18 protein-coding genes and 1 riboswitch are annotated in these 18,410 nt (G+C 44.4%); of the genes, 5 read left to right on the forward strand and 13 right to left on the reverse strand.

All coding sequences use genetic code 11. The features are described from left to right. The 4 genes from lysA to FGL80_RS00180 all read right to left on the reverse strand — a co-directional run bounded on the left by lysA (position 1) and on the right by FGL80_RS00180 (position 3,906). Positions 1-1,305 carry a diaminopimelate decarboxylase gene (gene lysA / locus FGL80_RS00165; RefSeq protein WP_068852252.1) on the reverse strand — a complete coding sequence of 435 codons (1,305 nt, stop codon included), beginning with the start codon at positions 1,303-1,305 and terminating at the stop codon, positions 1-3. Positions 1,306-1,406: 101 nt separating this feature from the next. Then, positions 1,407-1,582: riboswitch (Lysine riboswitch) on the reverse strand. 57 nt (positions 1,583-1,639) lie between these two features. Further along, positions 1,640-1,975, reverse strand: a complete 336-nt coding sequence (locus tag FGL80_RS00170; protein WP_147001596.1) for a hypothetical protein — start codon at positions 1,973-1,975, stop codon at positions 1,640-1,642. Positions 1,976-1,984: 9 nt separating this feature from the next. Next, positions 1,985-3,361 (reverse strand): nicotinate phosphoribosyltransferase, encoded by a 1,377-nt coding sequence (locus FGL80_RS00175; RefSeq protein ID WP_147001597.1) that lies wholly within the window; start codon positions 3,359-3,361, stop codon positions 1,985-1,987. After that, positions 3,358-3,906, reverse strand: coding sequence for an XRE family transcriptional regulator (locus tag FGL80_RS00180; protein WP_147001598.1), 549 nt, complete (start codon positions 3,904-3,906; stop codon positions 3,358-3,360). The genes FGL80_RS00175 and FGL80_RS00180 overlap by 4 nt, the downstream gene beginning before the upstream one ends. A 571-nt stretch (positions 3,907-4,477) precedes the next feature. Here FGL80_RS00180 and FGL80_RS00185 point away from each other — a divergent pair. Further along, positions 4,478-5,173 carry a hypothetical protein gene (locus tag FGL80_RS00185; RefSeq protein ID WP_147001599.1) on the forward strand — a complete coding sequence of 232 codons (696 nt, stop codon included), beginning with the start codon at positions 4,478-4,480 and terminating at the stop codon, positions 5,171-5,173. Between the two features lie 93 nt (positions 5,174-5,266). On the opposite strand, the gene FGL80_RS00190 is transcribed toward FGL80_RS00185, so the two are convergent. Further along, positions 5,267-5,950 (reverse strand): VTT domain-containing protein, encoded by a 684-nt coding sequence (locus FGL80_RS00190; RefSeq protein ID WP_055307643.1) that lies wholly within the window; start codon positions 5,948-5,950, stop codon positions 5,267-5,269. A gap of 257 nt (positions 5,951-6,207) precedes the next feature. Here FGL80_RS00190 and FGL80_RS00195 point away from each other — a divergent pair, with 257 nt between their 5' ends. From FGL80_RS00195 to FGL80_RS00210, 4 genes are all read left to right on the forward strand, one after another. Then, positions 6,208-6,744, forward strand: a complete 537-nt coding sequence (locus FGL80_RS00195; RefSeq protein ID WP_048701339.1) for a nucleoside 2-deoxyribosyltransferase — start codon at positions 6,208-6,210, stop codon at positions 6,742-6,744. Between the two features lie 115 nt (positions 6,745-6,859). After that, positions 6,860-7,033 carry a 50S ribosomal protein L32 gene (gene rpmF, locus FGL80_RS00200; RefSeq protein WP_010000541.1) on the forward strand — a complete coding sequence of 58 codons (174 nt, stop codon included), beginning with the start codon at positions 6,860-6,862 and terminating at the stop codon, positions 7,031-7,033. Positions 7,034-7,140: 107 nt separating this feature from the next. After that, entirely contained in the window at positions 7,141-7,776 is a 636-nt protein-coding gene (locus FGL80_RS00205; RefSeq protein ID WP_147001600.1) for a copper homeostasis protein CutC, read from the forward strand. Between the two features lie 109 nt (positions 7,777-7,885). After that, complete coding sequence (locus FGL80_RS00210) at positions 7,886-9,583, forward strand: NFACT RNA binding domain-containing protein (protein ID WP_147001601.1); 1,698 nt, start codon at positions 7,886-7,888, stop codon at positions 9,581-9,583. A gap of 26 nt (positions 9,584-9,609) precedes the next feature. Here FGL80_RS00210 and argF read toward each other — a convergent pair whose 3' ends face one another. The 8 genes from argF to FGL80_RS00250 form a co-directional block, all read right to left on the reverse strand. Beyond that, positions 9,610-10,626, reverse strand: a complete 1,017-nt coding sequence (gene argF / locus FGL80_RS00215) for an ornithine carbamoyltransferase (protein ID WP_147001602.1) — start codon at positions 10,624-10,626, stop codon at positions 9,610-9,612. Then, the gene (gene argH / locus FGL80_RS00220) at positions 10,623-12,008 is read right to left on the reverse strand and encodes an argininosuccinate lyase (RefSeq protein ID WP_147001603.1); all 1,386 of its coding nucleotides are present in this window, start codon (positions 12,006-12,008) and stop codon (positions 10,623-10,625) included. Before argH ends, argF begins: the two co-directional genes overlap by 4 nt. 77 nt (positions 12,009-12,085) lie before the next feature. Beyond that, a complete protein-coding gene (locus FGL80_RS00225) occupies positions 12,086-13,315 on the reverse strand; it encodes an argininosuccinate synthase (RefSeq protein WP_147001604.1) in 1,230 nt (409 codons plus the stop codon). 156 nt (positions 13,316-13,471) lie between these two features. Further along, positions 13,472-14,461, reverse strand: coding sequence for an LCP family protein (locus tag FGL80_RS00230; protein WP_147001605.1), 990 nt, complete (start codon positions 14,459-14,461; stop codon positions 13,472-13,474). A gap of 60 nt (positions 14,462-14,521) precedes the next feature. After that, on the reverse strand, positions 14,522-15,886 hold the full coding sequence (gene mgtE / locus FGL80_RS00235) for a magnesium transporter (RefSeq protein WP_147001606.1): 1,365 nt from the start codon (positions 15,884-15,886) through the stop codon (positions 14,522-14,524). Positions 15,887-15,945: 59 nt separating this feature from the next. Then, complete coding sequence (locus FGL80_RS00240) at positions 15,946-16,848, reverse strand: RluA family pseudouridine synthase (protein ID WP_055307635.1); 903 nt, start codon at positions 16,846-16,848, stop codon at positions 15,946-15,948. A gap of 52 nt (positions 16,849-16,900) precedes the next feature. After that, positions 16,901-17,695 carry an NAD kinase gene (locus FGL80_RS00245; protein ID WP_147001607.1) on the reverse strand — a complete coding sequence of 265 codons (795 nt, stop codon included), beginning with the start codon at positions 17,693-17,695 and terminating at the stop codon, positions 16,901-16,903. Continuing rightward, on the reverse strand, positions 17,692-18,270 hold the full coding sequence (locus FGL80_RS00250) for a GTP pyrophosphokinase (protein ID WP_048701122.1): 579 nt from the start codon (positions 18,268-18,270) through the stop codon (positions 17,692-17,694). The genes FGL80_RS00245 and FGL80_RS00250 overlap by 4 nt, the downstream gene beginning before the upstream one ends. Between the last annotated feature and the right edge of the window lie 140 nt (positions 18,271-18,410).

Raw genomic sequence — 18,410 nt, forward strand, 5'->3', positions numbered from 1 at the left:
TTATGATTCTTCTGGTGTGCTTGCAAGGTCATAGTCACGATCTAACGCGACGATATCGGCATAAGTTTCCCGCGCCACAACCACTTGATGTGCGCCATTTTCCACGAAAACCACTGCTGGTCGTGGATTGCGGTTGTAGTTGGAAGCCATGGCATAGCCATAGGCGCCAGTTGCTTGAACAGATAGGATGTCGCCAGGTTTGGTTTGCGGTAACGCTTGTTCCCAAACTAACACATCCCCTGATTCGCAATATTTACCAGCGACACGCACAACTTCAGTCGTTGGCGCATTTGGATCATTGGCTAACACCGCATCGTAGTTCGCTTGGTAAAGGGCTGGTCGAATATTATCCCCCATGCCCCCGTCAACGGCGAGATACTGGCGTAAATCCGGAATATCCTTGCGTGAGCCAATTGTATAAAGTGTTTGCCCGGCTGGTCCAACAATCGAACGCCCTGGCTCAATCCAAATTTCCGGCATTGGCCATGCAAATGCTTCAGCTTTTGCTTTCAGTGTGGCAATGATTGCTGCTGCATAGTCGCTTTCAGGCAATGGCGTATCATCATCGGTATACCGAATCCCAAAACCACCACCCACGTTAATGACGGCTGGGGTCCAACCCCAACTATGGGCTGTTTCGGCCAGTAAAGCGGCGTTCTTTTCAAAGCCCGTGACGTCAAAAATCTGTGACCCAATGTGGGCATGTAAGCCACGTAAATTAAGGTTTGCATCCAGTCGTGCAATCTCATAGGCACGTTTTGCTTGACCAGTCAATAAATCAAAGCCAAATTTAGAATCTTGCTGACCAGTGCTAATGAATTCATGGGTATGCGCTGAAATACCTGGTGAAATACGCAGTAGAATGGCTTGTTGTACTTGTTGCGTAGCGGCAATTTCTGACAACCATTGCAACTCTAAGAAGTTGTCAACAATAATCGTCCCCACGCCAGCACGTACCGCCATCGTTAGCTCATCCCAACTCTTATTATTGCCATTAAAGCTCAGATGGGCTGGTGGAAAACCTGCTGCCAGGGCCGTGTATAATTCACCCCCCGATACAATATCTGCGTGAATACCTTCTTGCTGGGCAACTTGATAAATGGCCTTCGTTGAGAACGCCTTTGAGGCATAACTCACAACATATGGGACATCTTCGCGCTCAAAAATTGCTTTAAACGCACGCATCGTCTGACGGATTTTAGAGACGTCGTAAACATATAACGGTGTGCCATAAGTGTCGGCCAATGCAACGGCATCGACGCCATCAATGGTCAAATGTGCTTGTGCGTTTGTTGAATAATCCATATACCTTCTCCACCTTAACGATGCCCTAATTGTTAACATAAAAAGCCTTCTGTTCGAGACATGGTCACGGACAAAAGGCTTCTAAAGCTTGCATTTTTGACAGTTTCCATAGCTCACCGTTATTTCTAACGACAGTCTAATAGTTCTTAACCATTAGCCCAACAAACTAACTTTGTAGTGTTAGTTCATTTCGGCGATTTCCCCTTTGACTTACCCTCCCAATTGCTACAACAATTCAGATAAGCGACTCCTGTCAATCGCAACCTCTATGTGAAATTAAATTTTATGTTGTTATTATAATAGCTTATGCATTTAAAAATGTCAAATTTTTAATTTAATATGGCGTGTCAATGAAAGTTAATCCTAATTCTTTGCCATATTTTTGAATCGTCGCTTCTGATAAATTCATTTCAAAAGCTAAATCAATATAACTCGTCATACCGGCGTTAAATAAGGCGAGTACTTTGGCCTTACGCTCATCTTTCCCAATTGCTGCCTCTGTACCAAGCGCTTGTACGCCATGGCCAACGAGTGCTTGGCTCGCTTCACTTTTCGGCTTGTCATCACGTTGATCGCGTTCACGATAAGCTTGCGCAGCGGCTTTGATGTCTAATTGTTCGACTGTGACATCCGTCGTGATGTCGCTGGCTTTTTTAAATTGGTAATTCAAGATCATTCCTCACACTTGGGCACGTTGTATCATCGCTTGCCCATCAACAGGGGCAAAAACGCCATTCTCATAAACGGTTGTCAAGAGGTCTTCTCCTGGTTCGCTTTGTGATACCGTGACAATTTGGCCATCTCGGCGAATCACTTTAAGTAGTCCTGCTTTTGACGCTTTTGAAGCATCCGTTTTAGGCTTCTTTTGGATATTGATGTGCTCACCAGTGGCTGTCTCCGCATAGGCTGCTTTGATGGCAAAGCGTGCTGTGTCTCGAGTAAAGCCTTCTTGTAACAAACCACCACCAGAGCCAACTACCAAATTATCCGCTGACCAACCAGCAGCCATCAAGGCTTCATAAAGGGCAATAATCGTGTCTGCTTTCATACCATCGCCTTGAATAATGCCGACATTATGTTGCAAAACGCGATAACCTTTGGCATTTGTCGTCGTCCCAAAAATTTCAGCAAGCAGGTCGAGCACCTGCAAATCAATCGTTAACGGATCGCCAGAATCTGGTCTGAGAACAATTCGACCCTCACGTGCCATAATGCGTTCTTTAATTTCTGGTGACCCAATCACATTTTTCACAAAATTGAGCGCATCGTATGAATCGATGACAATAGATAAAATAGCATCATCCGGTGCCCGATCCAATTGCGCATGGACATAAGCGAATTCACCAGCGTCAGCACCGTATGACGTCGCCACCGAATGTTCCGTTGCCCAGACAGACAAAGCGCGTCCAGGCACGCCATAAACTGATTCCAAATACGCCGAAGCTGCCATGTTATCAGAGCCACGGAAGTGCAACAAATGGGCAGCACCACCCCGTTTAGCAGATTCTAACGACGTCGCACCACGCAATCCAAAATCATTAACCGCCAGCGCCACATTGGCTGGCGTGCCCGATTGTTCAAATAACGGGGTTAACCGTTGCCGAATGACCATTGAATTCGTGGCAATGGTTGTTGGGTACCACACGTGCATCAAAACGTCTTCTAACGCGTTCAAACTGGTGGCAAACCAATCAGCCGTCGACTCAATCGTAAAGAGCGCATTGCCCACTGGCACCGTCATGCCTTCAGGTAATGCTTTAATTTTAACGGGGAAATAACCAAGATCACGGACTTTTTCCCAAACTGAGCGATTAAAAAAAGCTGATGTGCCAAACGTGAGCTCACTCACACGAGCCGCTTCATCAATCATCTCATCCGTGATGGGTTGGCGGAAATAGGCGTCCAAAATCATTTGCAAGCCAAACCAGCTCACCTGTTCATATTGGCCGCCAACGCGCGCTTCGCCATAAGAATATAATTTTGTTAACTGGGCAGGATACTGTAAATGGTGGGTTAATTTATAGGCATCCGTTGCCAAAATGACATTTTCCGTCATGCTTTTATCTCCGGTAAGTCTGTCGCGATTAACTCACGGGTAACATCGCGATAATCGTCGCCGTGTAGGCGTAACAAGCGCCAATCATAGACTTTGTCATCATCAAATTCATCAATATAAGGTTCGAATTCGCCTTCCGTTTGCAAAATCAAATACCCTGCAAAGGCAGCGACAAATTCGTCATTAGAAGCCACCACGCGCGTGAGTTTGCCGTCATGGAAGAAACCAACTGCGAGTTGGTCGCCTTGCCATTGACCTTCAACAGCCCACTTTAACGTAATCCAATCTGACATTGTCAAACCAAGATTCAATAAATAATCAATCGACAAACGAATGTGAATCGGATGTGATTTGGTTTGGGCTTCAATGCCTTGGGCATCGAGTTGACTTGAAAAAATGCCAACTAACGCTTCCAATTCTGCAACCGTTGGCAAACTGGCATCATCTTGCCATTCTTTGACCAAATCAACGTTAACATCCAAGGCGTCCGCAATTTCTTGTGTGGTAATGTGTGTTAATTGTTGTAATTTTTCAATATTATTCATTTTTATACTGTAGCGTTGCGACACTAACGTTTGTACGTCGGCCGACAACTTTCCCCAATCTTTATAGTCACTCCTTAAATTATAGCACTGATCACGATGTGCCCATAAAAAAAGTCACGATTGACAGGCATTGTCATCGCGACCCATGATTTTTCAAAAAACCAGCATGAATTACAAAATGTGGAAATTTGTGTGAAAGAAAGTAGTTTTAGACAGTCTTACGACCGATCAACAAGCGTAATTCATGTTGGGTCAACGCACTATGCGCTGTATCTAAAATTTATCACATTTATTGTATTTTTGTCAAAAATTGTCTAAAAAACACCTCACCATACGCCAAGAAAACGGCCTCATAGCAAGCATGATTGCCCCTAATACAGCCAATATAAAGGCAGTTGACGGCCGATCAAATACGGTAGTATAATGGCTTGTTGTAGCGTGACAAGCGCATCTTCAGGTTATGTTATCGCAACATAACCTGTATTATTTTTAATAAATTGCTCAACGTTTATCAATAACCAGTCATCATGTGCTGAGCAACCACATTAAAAGGCTTTGGGAGTGAGAAAATATGAGAGGCATGTTATCTTTACTTTGGCTCATAACCTTGATTGTATTGGTGGTATTTTTTGTACTATTGATCATTTTTGTGATCGATAAAGTTAAGCAGCGTGACAGTAGCGTCAGTGGCCGCGCATTGATCACAACGCTTGTTATGAGTCTGATATTGTTAGTGACCACGTGCGGCGCAGATGTTGTGGCCAAGACAGCCCGCGGCATATCATCACATGTTGAAAAATCTGACAACTTAGCTGTGTCATCTGATGATGACAGTACCGCTAGTCATGGTTCTGAAATTGATGTCGATGTGGAACCTGATGATAATATTCATACGCTAACCGAGGTGTCACCTAATATTAGCAATAATGAACCCATTGCCTATCGCACAGACATCCCGTATGAGAAAATTGCCCACGCCCCAGCTGATTTCGCTGGCGAAAAGATGCAATTTGGCGGTAAAGTGGTCAAACTTGTGCCAACTGATGGTGATGATAAAGTCCAGCTTGCAGTCAATGACAACCCCAACAACTTATTGATTGTTGACGTGGATCAAGATTTACTGAGCGGTTCAAACCTATCAGAAGGTCAACAAGTGACTTTTTCTGGTGTGATTGAAGGGATCGAAACTTATCAAACAGATCAAGGTGATAAAGTAACCGCCCCATCGATGGACGCTAAAATCATTAATTACCAAGCAAGTAACTAAACACACTCATGCCCGTTTGGGCGTACATAGCTAAAACTTACCAGACTCACGTCCTAGCACCACTGCAATAAAAAAAGCCACCTGGCGGTGGCTTTACTTGTTGTCATTTTCTTTTGCAATTTGCTTAGCGCGGTGGTTAATCACCATTGAACGAATAATACTGATAATTGTTGGCAAGATTGTCACAAAGGCAATACCAATAATGATGATTGAGAAGTTGTCTTTCACAAATGGAATATTCCCAAATAGGTACCCTGCACCTGTGGCAATGAAGCTCCATGAAAAGGCCGCAATCAATGTATTTCTGAAGAAATGACTGAATGGGAATTGACTAATACCGGCTACCAAAGGCACAAACGTCCGGACAATTGGCATATAACGACCAATGATAATGGCCATCGCCCCATGCTTTTCAAAGAAGCCTTCGGCTTCACGAATATGTTCTTCTTTAATAAAACGACGCATGAATGGGTGCTGAAGTAGCTTAGATCCACCCGTCCGACTAATCCAAAAGTTCAAGGTGTCGCCAGCCACCGCGGCAACGAAGAACAACACCATAAACACCCAGTGATTAAGGCCAGCTGCAATTCCGGCTGGCGTTGCGGCAACGGCCCCAGCAGCGAAAAGCAAGGAATCACCTGGTAAAAACGGCATAATGATAGCGCCTGTTTCAACAAAAATAATAGTAAACAAAATTAAATAAGTCCATGGTCCAAATTGTGTCACCAAACTGGCAATATGGCTATCAATATGGAGGATGAAATCAATCAGAAACATGTATTTTTTGTGTACTGCCCAGCAATAAAGTTGCGCGTACACTTCTCCTATACGTTATTTTTTTGAATAAAATAAGTGTACCATAAAAATATTTTTTCGTGCTAAACTCCGATACCAACTTGTGATTACATTTTCAATTTTGCCAAACATACGGTAAGATATATAGATAGACACGGTCAGTCATTGTGTTAAAAATGATACAGTTGACTGACGCCTATGTCGAGTTAATTTGGATAAAATCCCAAGGAGAAAACACCATGAACGAAGCAAAGCTCATTCAAGATCTTGAAGAAATCAATCGCAATGTCGACAACAGCAAAAAGTTGCCAGGTGCAAAGAACGTCTACCTCGCTGCTGGTTGGTTCTCTGACAAGCAAGAAGAGCTCCTAAAAGACGCTTTTATTAAGTTAAGTGCGAACCCTTCTATCGCTCACATTCACGTACCGCTTTTGCACCAATATGGCGGTGTCGCTTTAGGTGAATCAAACAATGAACCAGGTTTTGAATGGGGTGCTATGACTTATAAGGCTGATATTAAGGCCATTGATAACTCAGATATTACGGTTGCCGTGTTTGAAGCCGCAAATCCAGACAGTGGGACAGCAATGGAATTAGGTTATTCTGTTGCTTCTAACACACCTGTTGTGTCTGTTTTTGATGGTAACCTTGACGAACACCCAATTAACTTGATGCTTTCTTTCGGTACTGATGCGCATGTCACATCAACTGCCGAACTAGCTGATTATGATTTCTTTGACATCACACCAAACCGCTATATGGGTAAGTTGATCTAAATTTAAGATGTCAAGTATAAACACTTGACACGACTTTTGAAAAACCTATTGACAAAAGCGTTAAATTTCGATAAACTTGACTAGTTGATAAATTGAAACGAAAGGAGGTGCCATTATGGCTACCCCATCAAACAAGAACTCTAAGTCTCACAAGCGTAACCGCCGCGGACACATCGGTTTGAATGTTCCTAACATTTTGTTGGATCAAGCAACTGGTGAATACCGTGTTGCCCACCGTGTTTCACCTTCTGGTGTTTACAACGGCAAGCAAGTTGCTGAAAAGAAGTAATATTGCAAATTAACCCATACCGCAAGGTATGGGTTTTTGTTTTCCCTGCTATTGCCCAACTTAACACAAACAACAAACACATTGCGATTATGTGGTAAAATAGTGTCATGACAATTACAATTAGAGAAGCAGCGGTTGACTCTGTCGAAGCCGCCAAACTGATGCGCCGTAAAGGCGCAAACCGTATTGAATTAAGTGCCGATCTTGAAGTTGGTGGGGTAACCCCAGATACACGGACAATCATTGATACCCTAATGGCAATCGATGATGTGCCAGTCATCATTATGGTTCGACCACGACCAGGTGATTTTGCCTACAATGACCTAGAATTACAACAAATGCAGGACAGTCTCCAACAAATTGCTGATGTTGGTGGCCAATATGTCACCTTTGGGGTTGTCCGCGACCAACAATTAGATCAAACAGCCATGACCCAACTCATTCAAGTGGCCACTGACTTAGATTTAGAAGTTGTTATGCATATGGCTTTTGATGCCATCGCCGTTGACGCGCAACCGGCCGCAATGTTTTGGTTGGCTGACCAGGGTGTCAAGCGTATTTTAATGCACGGTGGTCCACTTGCAACGCCGATCTTTGACTGCGTGCCACACCTGCAAACACTCGTTAACACGGCCCCTGCCGGCCTTACCATTTTACCAGGCGGTGGCATCACCCCTGACAATGCCCAACGCTTAGCGGATTCATTAGGTGTCACAGAAGTTCATGGATCTCAAATTGTTTAAACTTACAAGCTTGACTGGTCACTTTAACATTTGTGTGAAGTGACTTTTTTATATCACACCTTTCAGTCGCGCATACGTGGCCAATATTAAGAAAAACGAGGACGTTACAATGCCATTAGACGGGCTATTTACCCATGCTTTAGTGCATGAATTTAACACATTACTGACCGGTGGCCGGATCACAAAGGTCCACCAACCCTACCCGAATGAAATTGTGCTCGTTGTGCGCAATAATGGGACTAACTATCCCCTCCTCTTAAGTGCCCATCCAACCTATTCTCGAGCGCAAATCACACGGATTCCTTACGAAAATCCACAAACAGCCCCAAACTTTGTGATGTTTTTGCGTCGTTACCTCGAAGGGGCAAAACTCCAAAAAATCGAACAAATTGCCAATGATCGGATTATTAACTTTTATGTCAATGCCCGTAACGAACTCGGTGACATCGAAGAAATTCGCTTAACTTTGGAAATGATGGGTCGCCACTCCAACCTATTCTTAGTGCGGGAACACGATCAACGTATTTTAGAATTGATTAAACATGTGCCAGCTGATCAAAATCGGGTGCGCTCACTCATGCCTGGTGCCACTTATATCATGCCGCCAGCACAAGATCGCTTAAACCCATTTACGGCTTTTTTTGCGAACTTGGCCCCCATGATTTTAGATCGTCCAGCCGACGAGTGGCCACAAATCATTCAGGCCACTTACCAAGGTTTTAGTCGTGATGCTGCCACGGCATTGGCCAATGCAATTGCCCAACCTGGTGATCCCTTGCAACATGCCAACGATTGGTTAGGAAATTTCGATGCGCCAACCCCAACACTATTTACCAGTGATAAAGGCGCGCTTAGTTATGCCGCCTTCCCTTGGCAGCAACCAGCCGCAGACATCACGACTTTTGAGACGTTAGGTGAACTGCTTGATGCTTATTATATTGGTAAAGCCGAGCGTGAACGCGTTAATCAACAAGCCGGCTCACTCGTACGTGTTGTTAAAAACGAACTCAAGAAAAATCAAGCCAAGCGCAAAAAATTACTGGCAACACTTGAAGATGCAGAAAACGCCGATGAGTTGAAGGTAATGGGTGATTTGTTAATTACCTACCCACATCTGGTTGAAAAAGGTATGACTTCAGTCGCAATCGAGAATTATTACGACAATAACAAGCTGTTAACCATTCCACTAGATCCTAAATTAAATGGGTTAAAGAATGCCGAAAAATACTTTAATAAGTATCGCAAGTTACGCACGGCGGTCGCCTATGTCAATGAGCAAATGGCCTTAACGGATGCCGAAATTGATTATTTCAATAACATTGTGGCACAATTAGATGTTGCCTCACCCAAAGATGTTGAAGATATCCGCTTAGAATTAACGACTGGTGGTTATATTCGTGCCAACAAAAAGAACAAGCAAAAGCCAAAGGTCTCACAACCTGATCGCTTTATCAGTTCTGATGGGACGTTAATTGAAGTCGGCAAGAACAATTTGCAAAACGAGCGTTTGTCATTAAAACAAGCCGATCGGCGTGATATCTGGCTACACGTCCAAAAAATACCTGGCTCACACGTTGTGATTCGTGACGCAAATCCATCTGACGAAACGTTACTTGAAGCAGCCAAGCTAGCGGCCTACTTCAGTAAGGCCAGAGAATCTGCCAATGTGCCAGTTGATTATTTACCGGCAGGTAAATTACGAAAGCCAAATGGTGCAAAGCCGGGATTTGTTATTTTTGAAGGCCAGCAAACTCTCCATGTCACGCCTGACGCTAACCTAGTTCGTCAGCTCAAAGCTAATCACTAAAAAAACACCGTCAACACGGTGTTTTTTTATTTAGGTTCAGGTAAAAATAAATGTCCCAACGTGGCAGCCATCACCGCTTTAATCGTATGTAACCGATTTTCTGCTTGGTCAAATTGACGCGCATACGGCGCATGGAAAATCGCATCGGTAATTTCCATCTCTGTCAGGCCAAACTCAGCATAAATTTTCTGTGCCATGGTCGTTTCCAAGTCATGAAAGGCTGGTAAGTCATGCAACACAATGACTTGATCATTACCCGTTAAATCAACTAGTGCCTGATTAATTTGGTAAGGTGCCAGCAGTTTGATACGTGTTGCAAAGCTTGCTTCTTCCCCCATCGAGGCCCAAACATCCGTGTATAACACGTCAACCCCCGCCACCCCAGTAGCAATATCATCAGTAATCAGGAGTTGTGCCCCCGAAACCTGAGCTTTTTCGGCTGCTAACGCTTGAACTTCTGCTGCCGGTTGAAGCGCTTCAGGCGCGACAATATGCACATTCACTCCTAAAATAGCGCCCGTGACCAAGAGTGAATGTGCCACATTGTTCCGGCCATCCCCAAGATAGGCCAGTGTGATGCCTGACAAAGTCCCAAAATTTTCTTGAATGGTTAGAAAATCCGCCAGCATTTGCGTGGGATGCCAGTCGTCAGTTAGTCCGTTCCATACAGGTACGCCAGCATATTTCGCTAGATCCTCGACCACCTGTTGTGAGGCACCACGATATTCAATCCCATCGTACATGCGACCCAAGACTTTTGCTGTATCTGCCAAGGATTCCTTCTTGCCAAATTGGATATCCTGCGCCCCTAAAAACTCGGCGTGCGCGCCCAAATCATTAGCCGCCACGGTAAAACTTGAACGGGTTCGGGTTGACGTTTTTTCAAAAAGCAGTGCAATGTTTTTGCCCTGTAAGTAAGGGTGGGGAATATGTTGTTGCTTTAAATATTTGAAATGCGCGGCTAATTGAATCAATGTTTCTAATTCTGGCTTTGAAAAGTCCGCCTCTTTTAAAAATGATTGCCCTTGAAAATGTGATGTCATCCCCGTGCCTCCAGTTGCTTTTGATGCCGTGCAATTTCTTTTTTAACATTGGCCACTGCCGTGCCACCAAGCGAGGTCCGGCGATTGACCGCTGTCTCGGATTGCAAGACTTGATAAATATCATCTTCAATCTCTGGTGCGGCTGCTTGTAACGTCGCCAGTGGCATCGCTTGCAATGGTGTTGTTGTTTGAATCCCTAACAACACCAATTGACCGACAATCGCATGTGCTTCACGGAATGGGACACCTTTGGTTGCCAAATAATCAGCCAACTCCGTCGCATTAGAAAAATCATCTTGGGTGCTGGCCAACATGCGTTCTTCATGCACCGTTAAGCCACTGAGCATGCCAGTAAATATTTTAGTGGCGGCAATTACCGTATCCATGACATCAAAAACTTGTGCCTTATCTTCTTGCATGTCTTTGTTATACGCCAACGGTAAAGCCTTCATGGTCGTCAATAAGCCCATCAATGCGCCATAAGTGCGCCCTGTCTTACCACGTACCAATTCGGCAAAATCGGCGTTCTTTTTTTGTGGCATAATTGATGATCCGGTTGAGAAATCATCTGAAAGTTCAATATAGTTAAATTCATAGGTTGACCATAGAATCAATTCTTCTGCCATCCGTGACAAATGCATCATTAACAGTGAGGCATTTGCCAAAAATTCAACGGCAAAGTCACGATCCGAAACAGCATCTAACGAATTATGATAAATGTCCGCAAAGCCAAGTTCAGATGCGACAAATTCACGATCAATTGGAAAGGTTGTCCCCGCCAAGGCTGCTGCCCCAAGTGGCAAAATATCCGTATGTTTTTGATTAAATTCAAAACGCTCATAGTCTCGTTGAAACATTTCGACATAGGCTAATAAATAGTGCCCATAGGTAATTGGTTGTGCATGTTGTAAATGCGTATAACCTGACATAATGGTGCCCGCATGTGTGCTGGCTAACGTCAATAATGTTTGTTGGAGTTCAGTAATCGCCGCCATGACTTGGGGCAAACGGTGTTTCACCCATAAATGAAAATCAGTGGCCACTTGATCGTTTCGTGAGCGGGCAGTGTGTAGTTTCCCTGCTACTGGGCCAATTTTGGCTGTCAGTAACGCTTCAATATTCATATGAATATCTTCATGTTGCACATCAAAGACCAGCTCACCCGCAGCGAGTTCTTGCTGTAATGCCTTGAGACCGGTCACGATTTGGGCCGCATCTGTATTAGAAATAATCCCTTGGCGACCTAGCATCGTTGCATGCGCAATTGAGCCTTCAATATCTTCAGCGGCCATTTCTTGGTCAAATGTAATTGATGCCCCGAAGGCATCGACCCAGGCCGCAGCATTTTCGGTAAAACGACCACCCCATAATTTCGTTGTCATGTGACATTGTTGATGCGTGGCGGACACCACCCATCCTTCCTTTCCTTAAGCTATGTACAGTGGCCAAGCCACTATTTTTATACTTCGACTTGTTTAACTGGCTTTTGGCTGTGCACGTGGTTGACTTGTTCGTAAACCGTGTTACTCAAGGTCCACAACTTGATAAAGCCAACCGCTGCTTCTTGGTCAAAGGATGACGCACTGGTATAAGTCGCCAAATCTTCATCATAAAGTGAGTTATGTGCCGATTGACGCGCCACCGCAATGGCATTCCCCTTAAACAACTTCATTTTCACGACCCCATTAACATTCTTTTGGGTGTCATCAATAAAGGCCATTAAACTGTCAAATAATGGCGAGACCCACTTGGCTTCATATACCAAATTGGCCAATTGTTGTTCAATGATAGGCTTGAAATGTGCCACGTCACGTTCCAAGGTTAAATCTTCCAAATCTTTGTGCGCCGTCATCAACACGGCGGCGGCTGGTGCTTCATAAATTTCACGTGACTTAATGCCAACTAAACGGTTTTCAATATGATCAATTCGGCCAATCCCATGCGCACCCGCCAATTCGTTGAGCTGGTTAATTAAATCAGCTAATGGCAAGGTCACGCCATCAAGGGCGACTGGTACGCCTTGTTCAAAAGTCACATCTACAAACGCTGGCGTATCAGGTGTGTTTTCAATGGCATTGGTCAATGCATACGCTTCTTCAGGTGCTTGATGCCAGGGGTTTTCTAAAATACCGGCTTCAATGGCTCGTCCCCAAAGATTTTCATCAATTGAGTAAGGCGAATCCAACACAATCGGCACTGGCACACCATGCGCATTGGCATAAGCAATTTCTTCTTCTCGTGACCACTGGAAGTCACGGATCGGTGCTTCAATTTTCATGTCCGGATCGAGTGCATGAATCGCGGCTTCAAAACGTACCTGATCGTTCCCATGTCCCGTTGAGCCATGCGCAATGGCTACTGCATTGTTTTCATGGGCAATATCGACTAACTTTTTAATGATCAAGGGTCGAGACAAGGCTGAAACCAAAGGATATTCACCTTCATACAACATGTTGGCTTTAATCACTGGGGCAACATAGTCCGTTGCAAATTCCGCTTGGGCATCAATCACAATCGATTGGCTGGCCCCAACCTTGAGGGCTTTAGCTTGAATCATGTCCATGTCTTTCCCATGTTGTCCAACATTTAAGACAACGGCGATGACGTCATACCCTTTTTCTTTCAACCAAGGAATGGCCACCGAAGTATCCAATCCGCCTGAATAGGCTAATACCAATGTTTCTGTCATGTGCTCGACCTCCGTGTTTATCTATGCATTAATACTACCCCTAGACGTTTATTTATTCAACACAAATTCGTTTATATACATTAAAACTGTGTATATTACGTGCATTTATGTATTTTATTGCACAAAAAAACAGGTTATGCAACCTGTTTGACACTTTTATTCTGCCATTTGGGCGGTAATTTCGTCATGAATACGCGTGATTTCAGTTGGACTCATGATTTCAACAGCACCAAGGGCGCCCATATTCCGTGTTGTGCCATGCAATTGGTCTTGCTTGACGTTCGCAAAGGCACCGCGATAATCCATCGCTAATTTTTGCATCGCATGTGTTGACATGTCTGTTTGTACGTTATTTGATACTGTATTTAACAACGTATCGTTAAACAATGTCCCAACATTCGTCGCCTTCTTCAAGACTGCCCGAATAATCAACTGTTGCCGCATTTGACGGCCATAGTCCCCATTAGGATCTTCGTGTCGCATCCGTGAGAAGGCCAAAGCTTCATTCCCATCCATGTGATACGTCTGACCGGCTGTGAAGCTGTATTGCTTAGCTGCGTTAGCTTGGGTATCATCGCCTTCAGTTGTAAAGGTGATTGGTGACGTGACATCCACGCCACCAACGGCATCAACCATCTTGACCAAGCCGCCCATGTTAATCAAAATATAGCCACCATTAATTTTAATATCGAGCAAATTTTGAACAGCTTCAATGGCTGAATCTGCACTACCATAGGCATAGGCAGCGTTAATTTTCATTTGCTGACCATTGACTGTCACCAACGTATCACGCGCAATTGACGTCATCGTTGTCGTGTTAGTTTTTGGGTTCACCGTCATCACAATCATCGTGTCAGTGCGTCCCTTGTAGTCGCGACCCAAATCACCCGTATCGGTTCCAAGCAACAGATAAGACATTGGCTTTTTATCGTCGATTAATTGATCCGCTTTTTTAGTCATTTTTGACGGTGCTTGAATTTTAGTGACCGTTCGGTTCATTTTGTAATAGGCCAAAGCCCCAACCGCAACACCGGATACCAGCAATAATAATACAACTGTGATCAAGATACGTCGTACCCAATGTACTTTTTTCGGTTGTTTCCCACCATTTTGGTGTTTTTGATTCATTTCACTACGCGTTGGCATTATTTTTCTCCTCGCCTTATCAATCCAATAATATACATAATCAATCACATCACAACAAGATTAGCCACCGGCAAGATGTGCCAAAAAGAGTTGTGCCACATTGAAATAAATCAACACGGACGTTAAATCAGACAGTGTGGTAATAAAAGGGCCACTGGCTACTGCTGGGTCAAACCCCAATTTGTCAATCAACAAAGGAATAAGATAGCCGGCCAAATTCGCCACCATGATGGCCATGGTCATCGCCACCCCCACGGCAAAGCCAAGAATCATATTGTGCTTCCAAAAAGTGACAATCGCAAACACTGACATCCCTGTTGCTAACCCAACAATCAAGCCTGCAATCACTTCACTGAGAAAATCACGCAAGCCACTATTTTCACTGCCGACGGCAATCCGGCGCACAGCCAAGGCCAAGGACTGGGTGCCGGCATTACCAGCTGTCCCTGTAATCAGGGAAATAAACGCGGCCAAAATGGCCACTTGTCGTACCAAACCGTCAAATGAGCCAATTACCGTCGCCGTTAGCATCCCCAGCAGTAACAAAGCAATCAACCACGGAATGCGCTTCACCGCCGAATGCCAAGGTGAATCATTAATTTGACTCACGTTCACGGCAGCCAAACCAGAATAATCTTCGACCGCCTCTTCATCAATAACATCCACGATATCATCGACAGTAATCACACCCAACAAATGATTCTTATCATCCGTAACGGGAATTGACAAGAAATTATAATCGGCCACAATCTGCGCAACTTCTTGCTGGTCATCGCCTGCCCGCACGCTAATAATGCGATCATTAGTGATTTCTGAAACTGGCATATCATCTGGATGCGTCAACAAATCACGCAGCGAAATAACGCCAACCAGTAACCCTTGTTGGTCTAATACGTAGACGTAACTAATGGACTCGGCTTCAAGCGCTTGTTTTTTAACCAATCGCATGACTTCGCCGACTTTCAAGTCTTCTTTGACCGCCAAATATTCCGTCGACATCAGCGAGCCAGCCGTTTGGTCATCATAGTTGATCAGCTTACGAACCGAATCGGCATCGGCTTTTGGCATAAGACTAAGATACGTCGCGATTTGTCCTGACGACATTTCTTGCAATAAATCAACCGCGTTATCGGTATACATTTCTTGCAAAATTTGTGCGCCTCGTTGTGGCGGCATTTCTGCCAACAAGCCAGCAATGTCCACTTCATCAACATCTAAATTATCAAATACTGCGGCCAAAACATCCGTTGGTAATAAACGCCACGCCACTGCACGAAACTGTTCCGGCAATTCGGCATAAACCTGCGCCATTTCAAAATCGTGCAACGCTTCGAAGCTCTCAATGAACTCACTGTCTTGCCCTGACTGTAACAAGTCAGATAGGAGTTGAATTGTTTCATCTAATTGTTCAGTTTGTTCTGCCATGTTATCACCCACCTATCTTGACTTGTCACCAGCAATTATCAAACAAAAACGCGATCAGATTATGCCAAATCGCGTAGCCCTTTTAAATCTTCTGGTAATTTCGTATTAAACTCACGGTAATCCTCAATAAAAGGATCATAAAACTTCATATGGTAAGCATGCAGGGCTTGTCGTTCCAAGCCATGCCAAAGTGGCCCACCATAGAGGTCATCGCCAACCAAAGGATGGCCAATATTTTGGAAATGAACGCGAATTTGATGTGTCCGCCCAGTATGCAATTGCACGCGCACACGTGTCATCGGATTATCGCCATCTTCATCATAGCGGCGTTCAACCCAGTACTCTGTCCGCGATGGCTTCCCATCGTCACGGACTTCACGCTTAATAAAATCACCCTCAACACGACCAATTGGCGCATTGATATCGCCATGATCTTCTGGCAAAATACCGCTTGTGTAAGCGATATAGAACTTTTCCACCGTATGCTCTTGCAATTGTTGGTCCAAAACGGCATGGGCAAAACGGTGCTTAGCCAATAGCACAATGCCTGACGTGTCACGATCAAGTCGTGTCACGACGTGTGGTACCAAGTCTTCGGCGTTCGTCTCTTCCAGATGCCCTTTGACTTGGTTGACCAACGTGTGCAATCGGTCAGCATGGCCAGGCACCGTCGTCACCCCATAAGGCTTATCGACAACGAGCCAATGTTCGTTTTCAAAAATGATGTCTAGTGGCTTGTAGTCTGGTACCACCAAATCATTACTTTTTTCCGTCGGCATCACAATGGTCACTTCATCGCCATCATCTAAATAATCCGACGTATACACAGGTTGGCCGTTCTTTAAAATCGCCCCACCATTGTGTTTCATTTGGCTAAACATCCGGTGTGACACACCATGTGCTTGTAAAAATGTGCGCACTTTGCGCTGTTCAGTCCCTGAATAGGTCCATGTAAATTGCATTATTATGCCACGTTTGACACACAAAGTGTGTCAAACATTTCCTCTCATTTAATTAACTTATGTCACTAATAAACGCACGTTTCACGCGTTGCCAAAAATCCACGTGCCGATAAGCAGCAAAATGAATTTTTTTATCGGCCACACGGAAACGTAATTCGGCAATATTTTGGCCCTTGATGTCAGATTGGTCATACATCACCAAAAAATGATCACTTTTTGGTCGCATCACAATTTCTTGCCCATCTGGCACAATCAGTGGTGAGCCCAATGTTCGGAATACGCGGTTGTTAATCGAGGCAATTTCCGACATTTGAATGGCCGGAATACTGGGATGTAGTACTGCCCCACCATTGGCCTTGTTATAAGCCGTTGAACCTGATGGGGTCGCGACCGCAATCCCATCCCCACGAAACCGTTCAAACAATTGATCACCAAGATAAATATCGGCCACCAGCGTCCCCATCGGTTGCTTAATGGCCGCTTCATTTAACGCCAAAAAGTGGTACTGTTCACCACTGTCATAAACGGCCGTCATATCCAGTAAGGGATAGCTGACCCGTTCACTATTGTCATGTTGGAGACTCGCGACCAGCTGCGGCAGTTCTGTTCGCAACCAATCCGTATAAAATCCCAAATGACCGGTATGCAAGCCGACAAAACGTACCGTATCAATTTGATCGACGTAATGTTGGAACGCCCCCAAGAACGTCCCATCACCACCCACCGACACAACGACGTCTGGTCGCTCATGATCAATGGTTAAGCCCGCTCTTTCCAGCGCAACGATTAATGCTTGGGTAATCGTTTGTGAACTGGCGTCATGATTGTTAAAAATTGCTATTTTCATTCTGCTGCCCGAATTTCACTGACACGCTGATCCCATTCGAAATTTTCGTCCGCTAACAAAGTCAGTTGTTCTGCCAAATCAGCTGGGAGTTCGTTGCCATGCTTATAACGCAAATCATGTTCAATCGTTGCCCAGACATTCATGGCAATCGTGCGAACTTGAATTTCCGCTAGTATTTTTTTTTCGCCATGATACATCTGAACTGGATATTCAATCACAATATGATACGAACGATAGCCAGACGGCTTCGCATTCATCACATAATCACGTTCTTCTAAAATTTGAAAATCAGAACGCTCCCGCAGTAATTCAACAACGCGGTACACATCTTCCACATATTTTGTCATCACGCGAACGCCGGCAATATCTTGTAAATCAAGCGCTAAACGCGATTCATCCAAGTGGCGTCGTACAATTTTTTCTTCAATAGATGCCCGTGATTTCACCCGGCCAGTCACGAATTCGATGGGTGAATTTTTGCCATCTTGTTCGTACTGTTCGCGTAACCCACGCAGCTTTACTTTTAATTCTGTCACTGTCTGCTCATATGGCACAAAGAATTGGTCCCAATTCATAATGACACCTCTTTCTCAACATAATTATCATTCAGGCAGACGTCGTTGTCACTTATTCAAATACAGCGACTCATTTTATTATCATTTAAGGTTATGATCCTGAAATAAGTGTGGCTGAAATTGTTGATTGCCCTCACATT

The organism is Leuconostoc lactis (assembly GCF_007954625.1).
Lineage (GTDB): Bacteria > Bacillota > Bacilli > Lactobacillales > Lactobacillaceae > Leuconostoc > Leuconostoc lactis_A.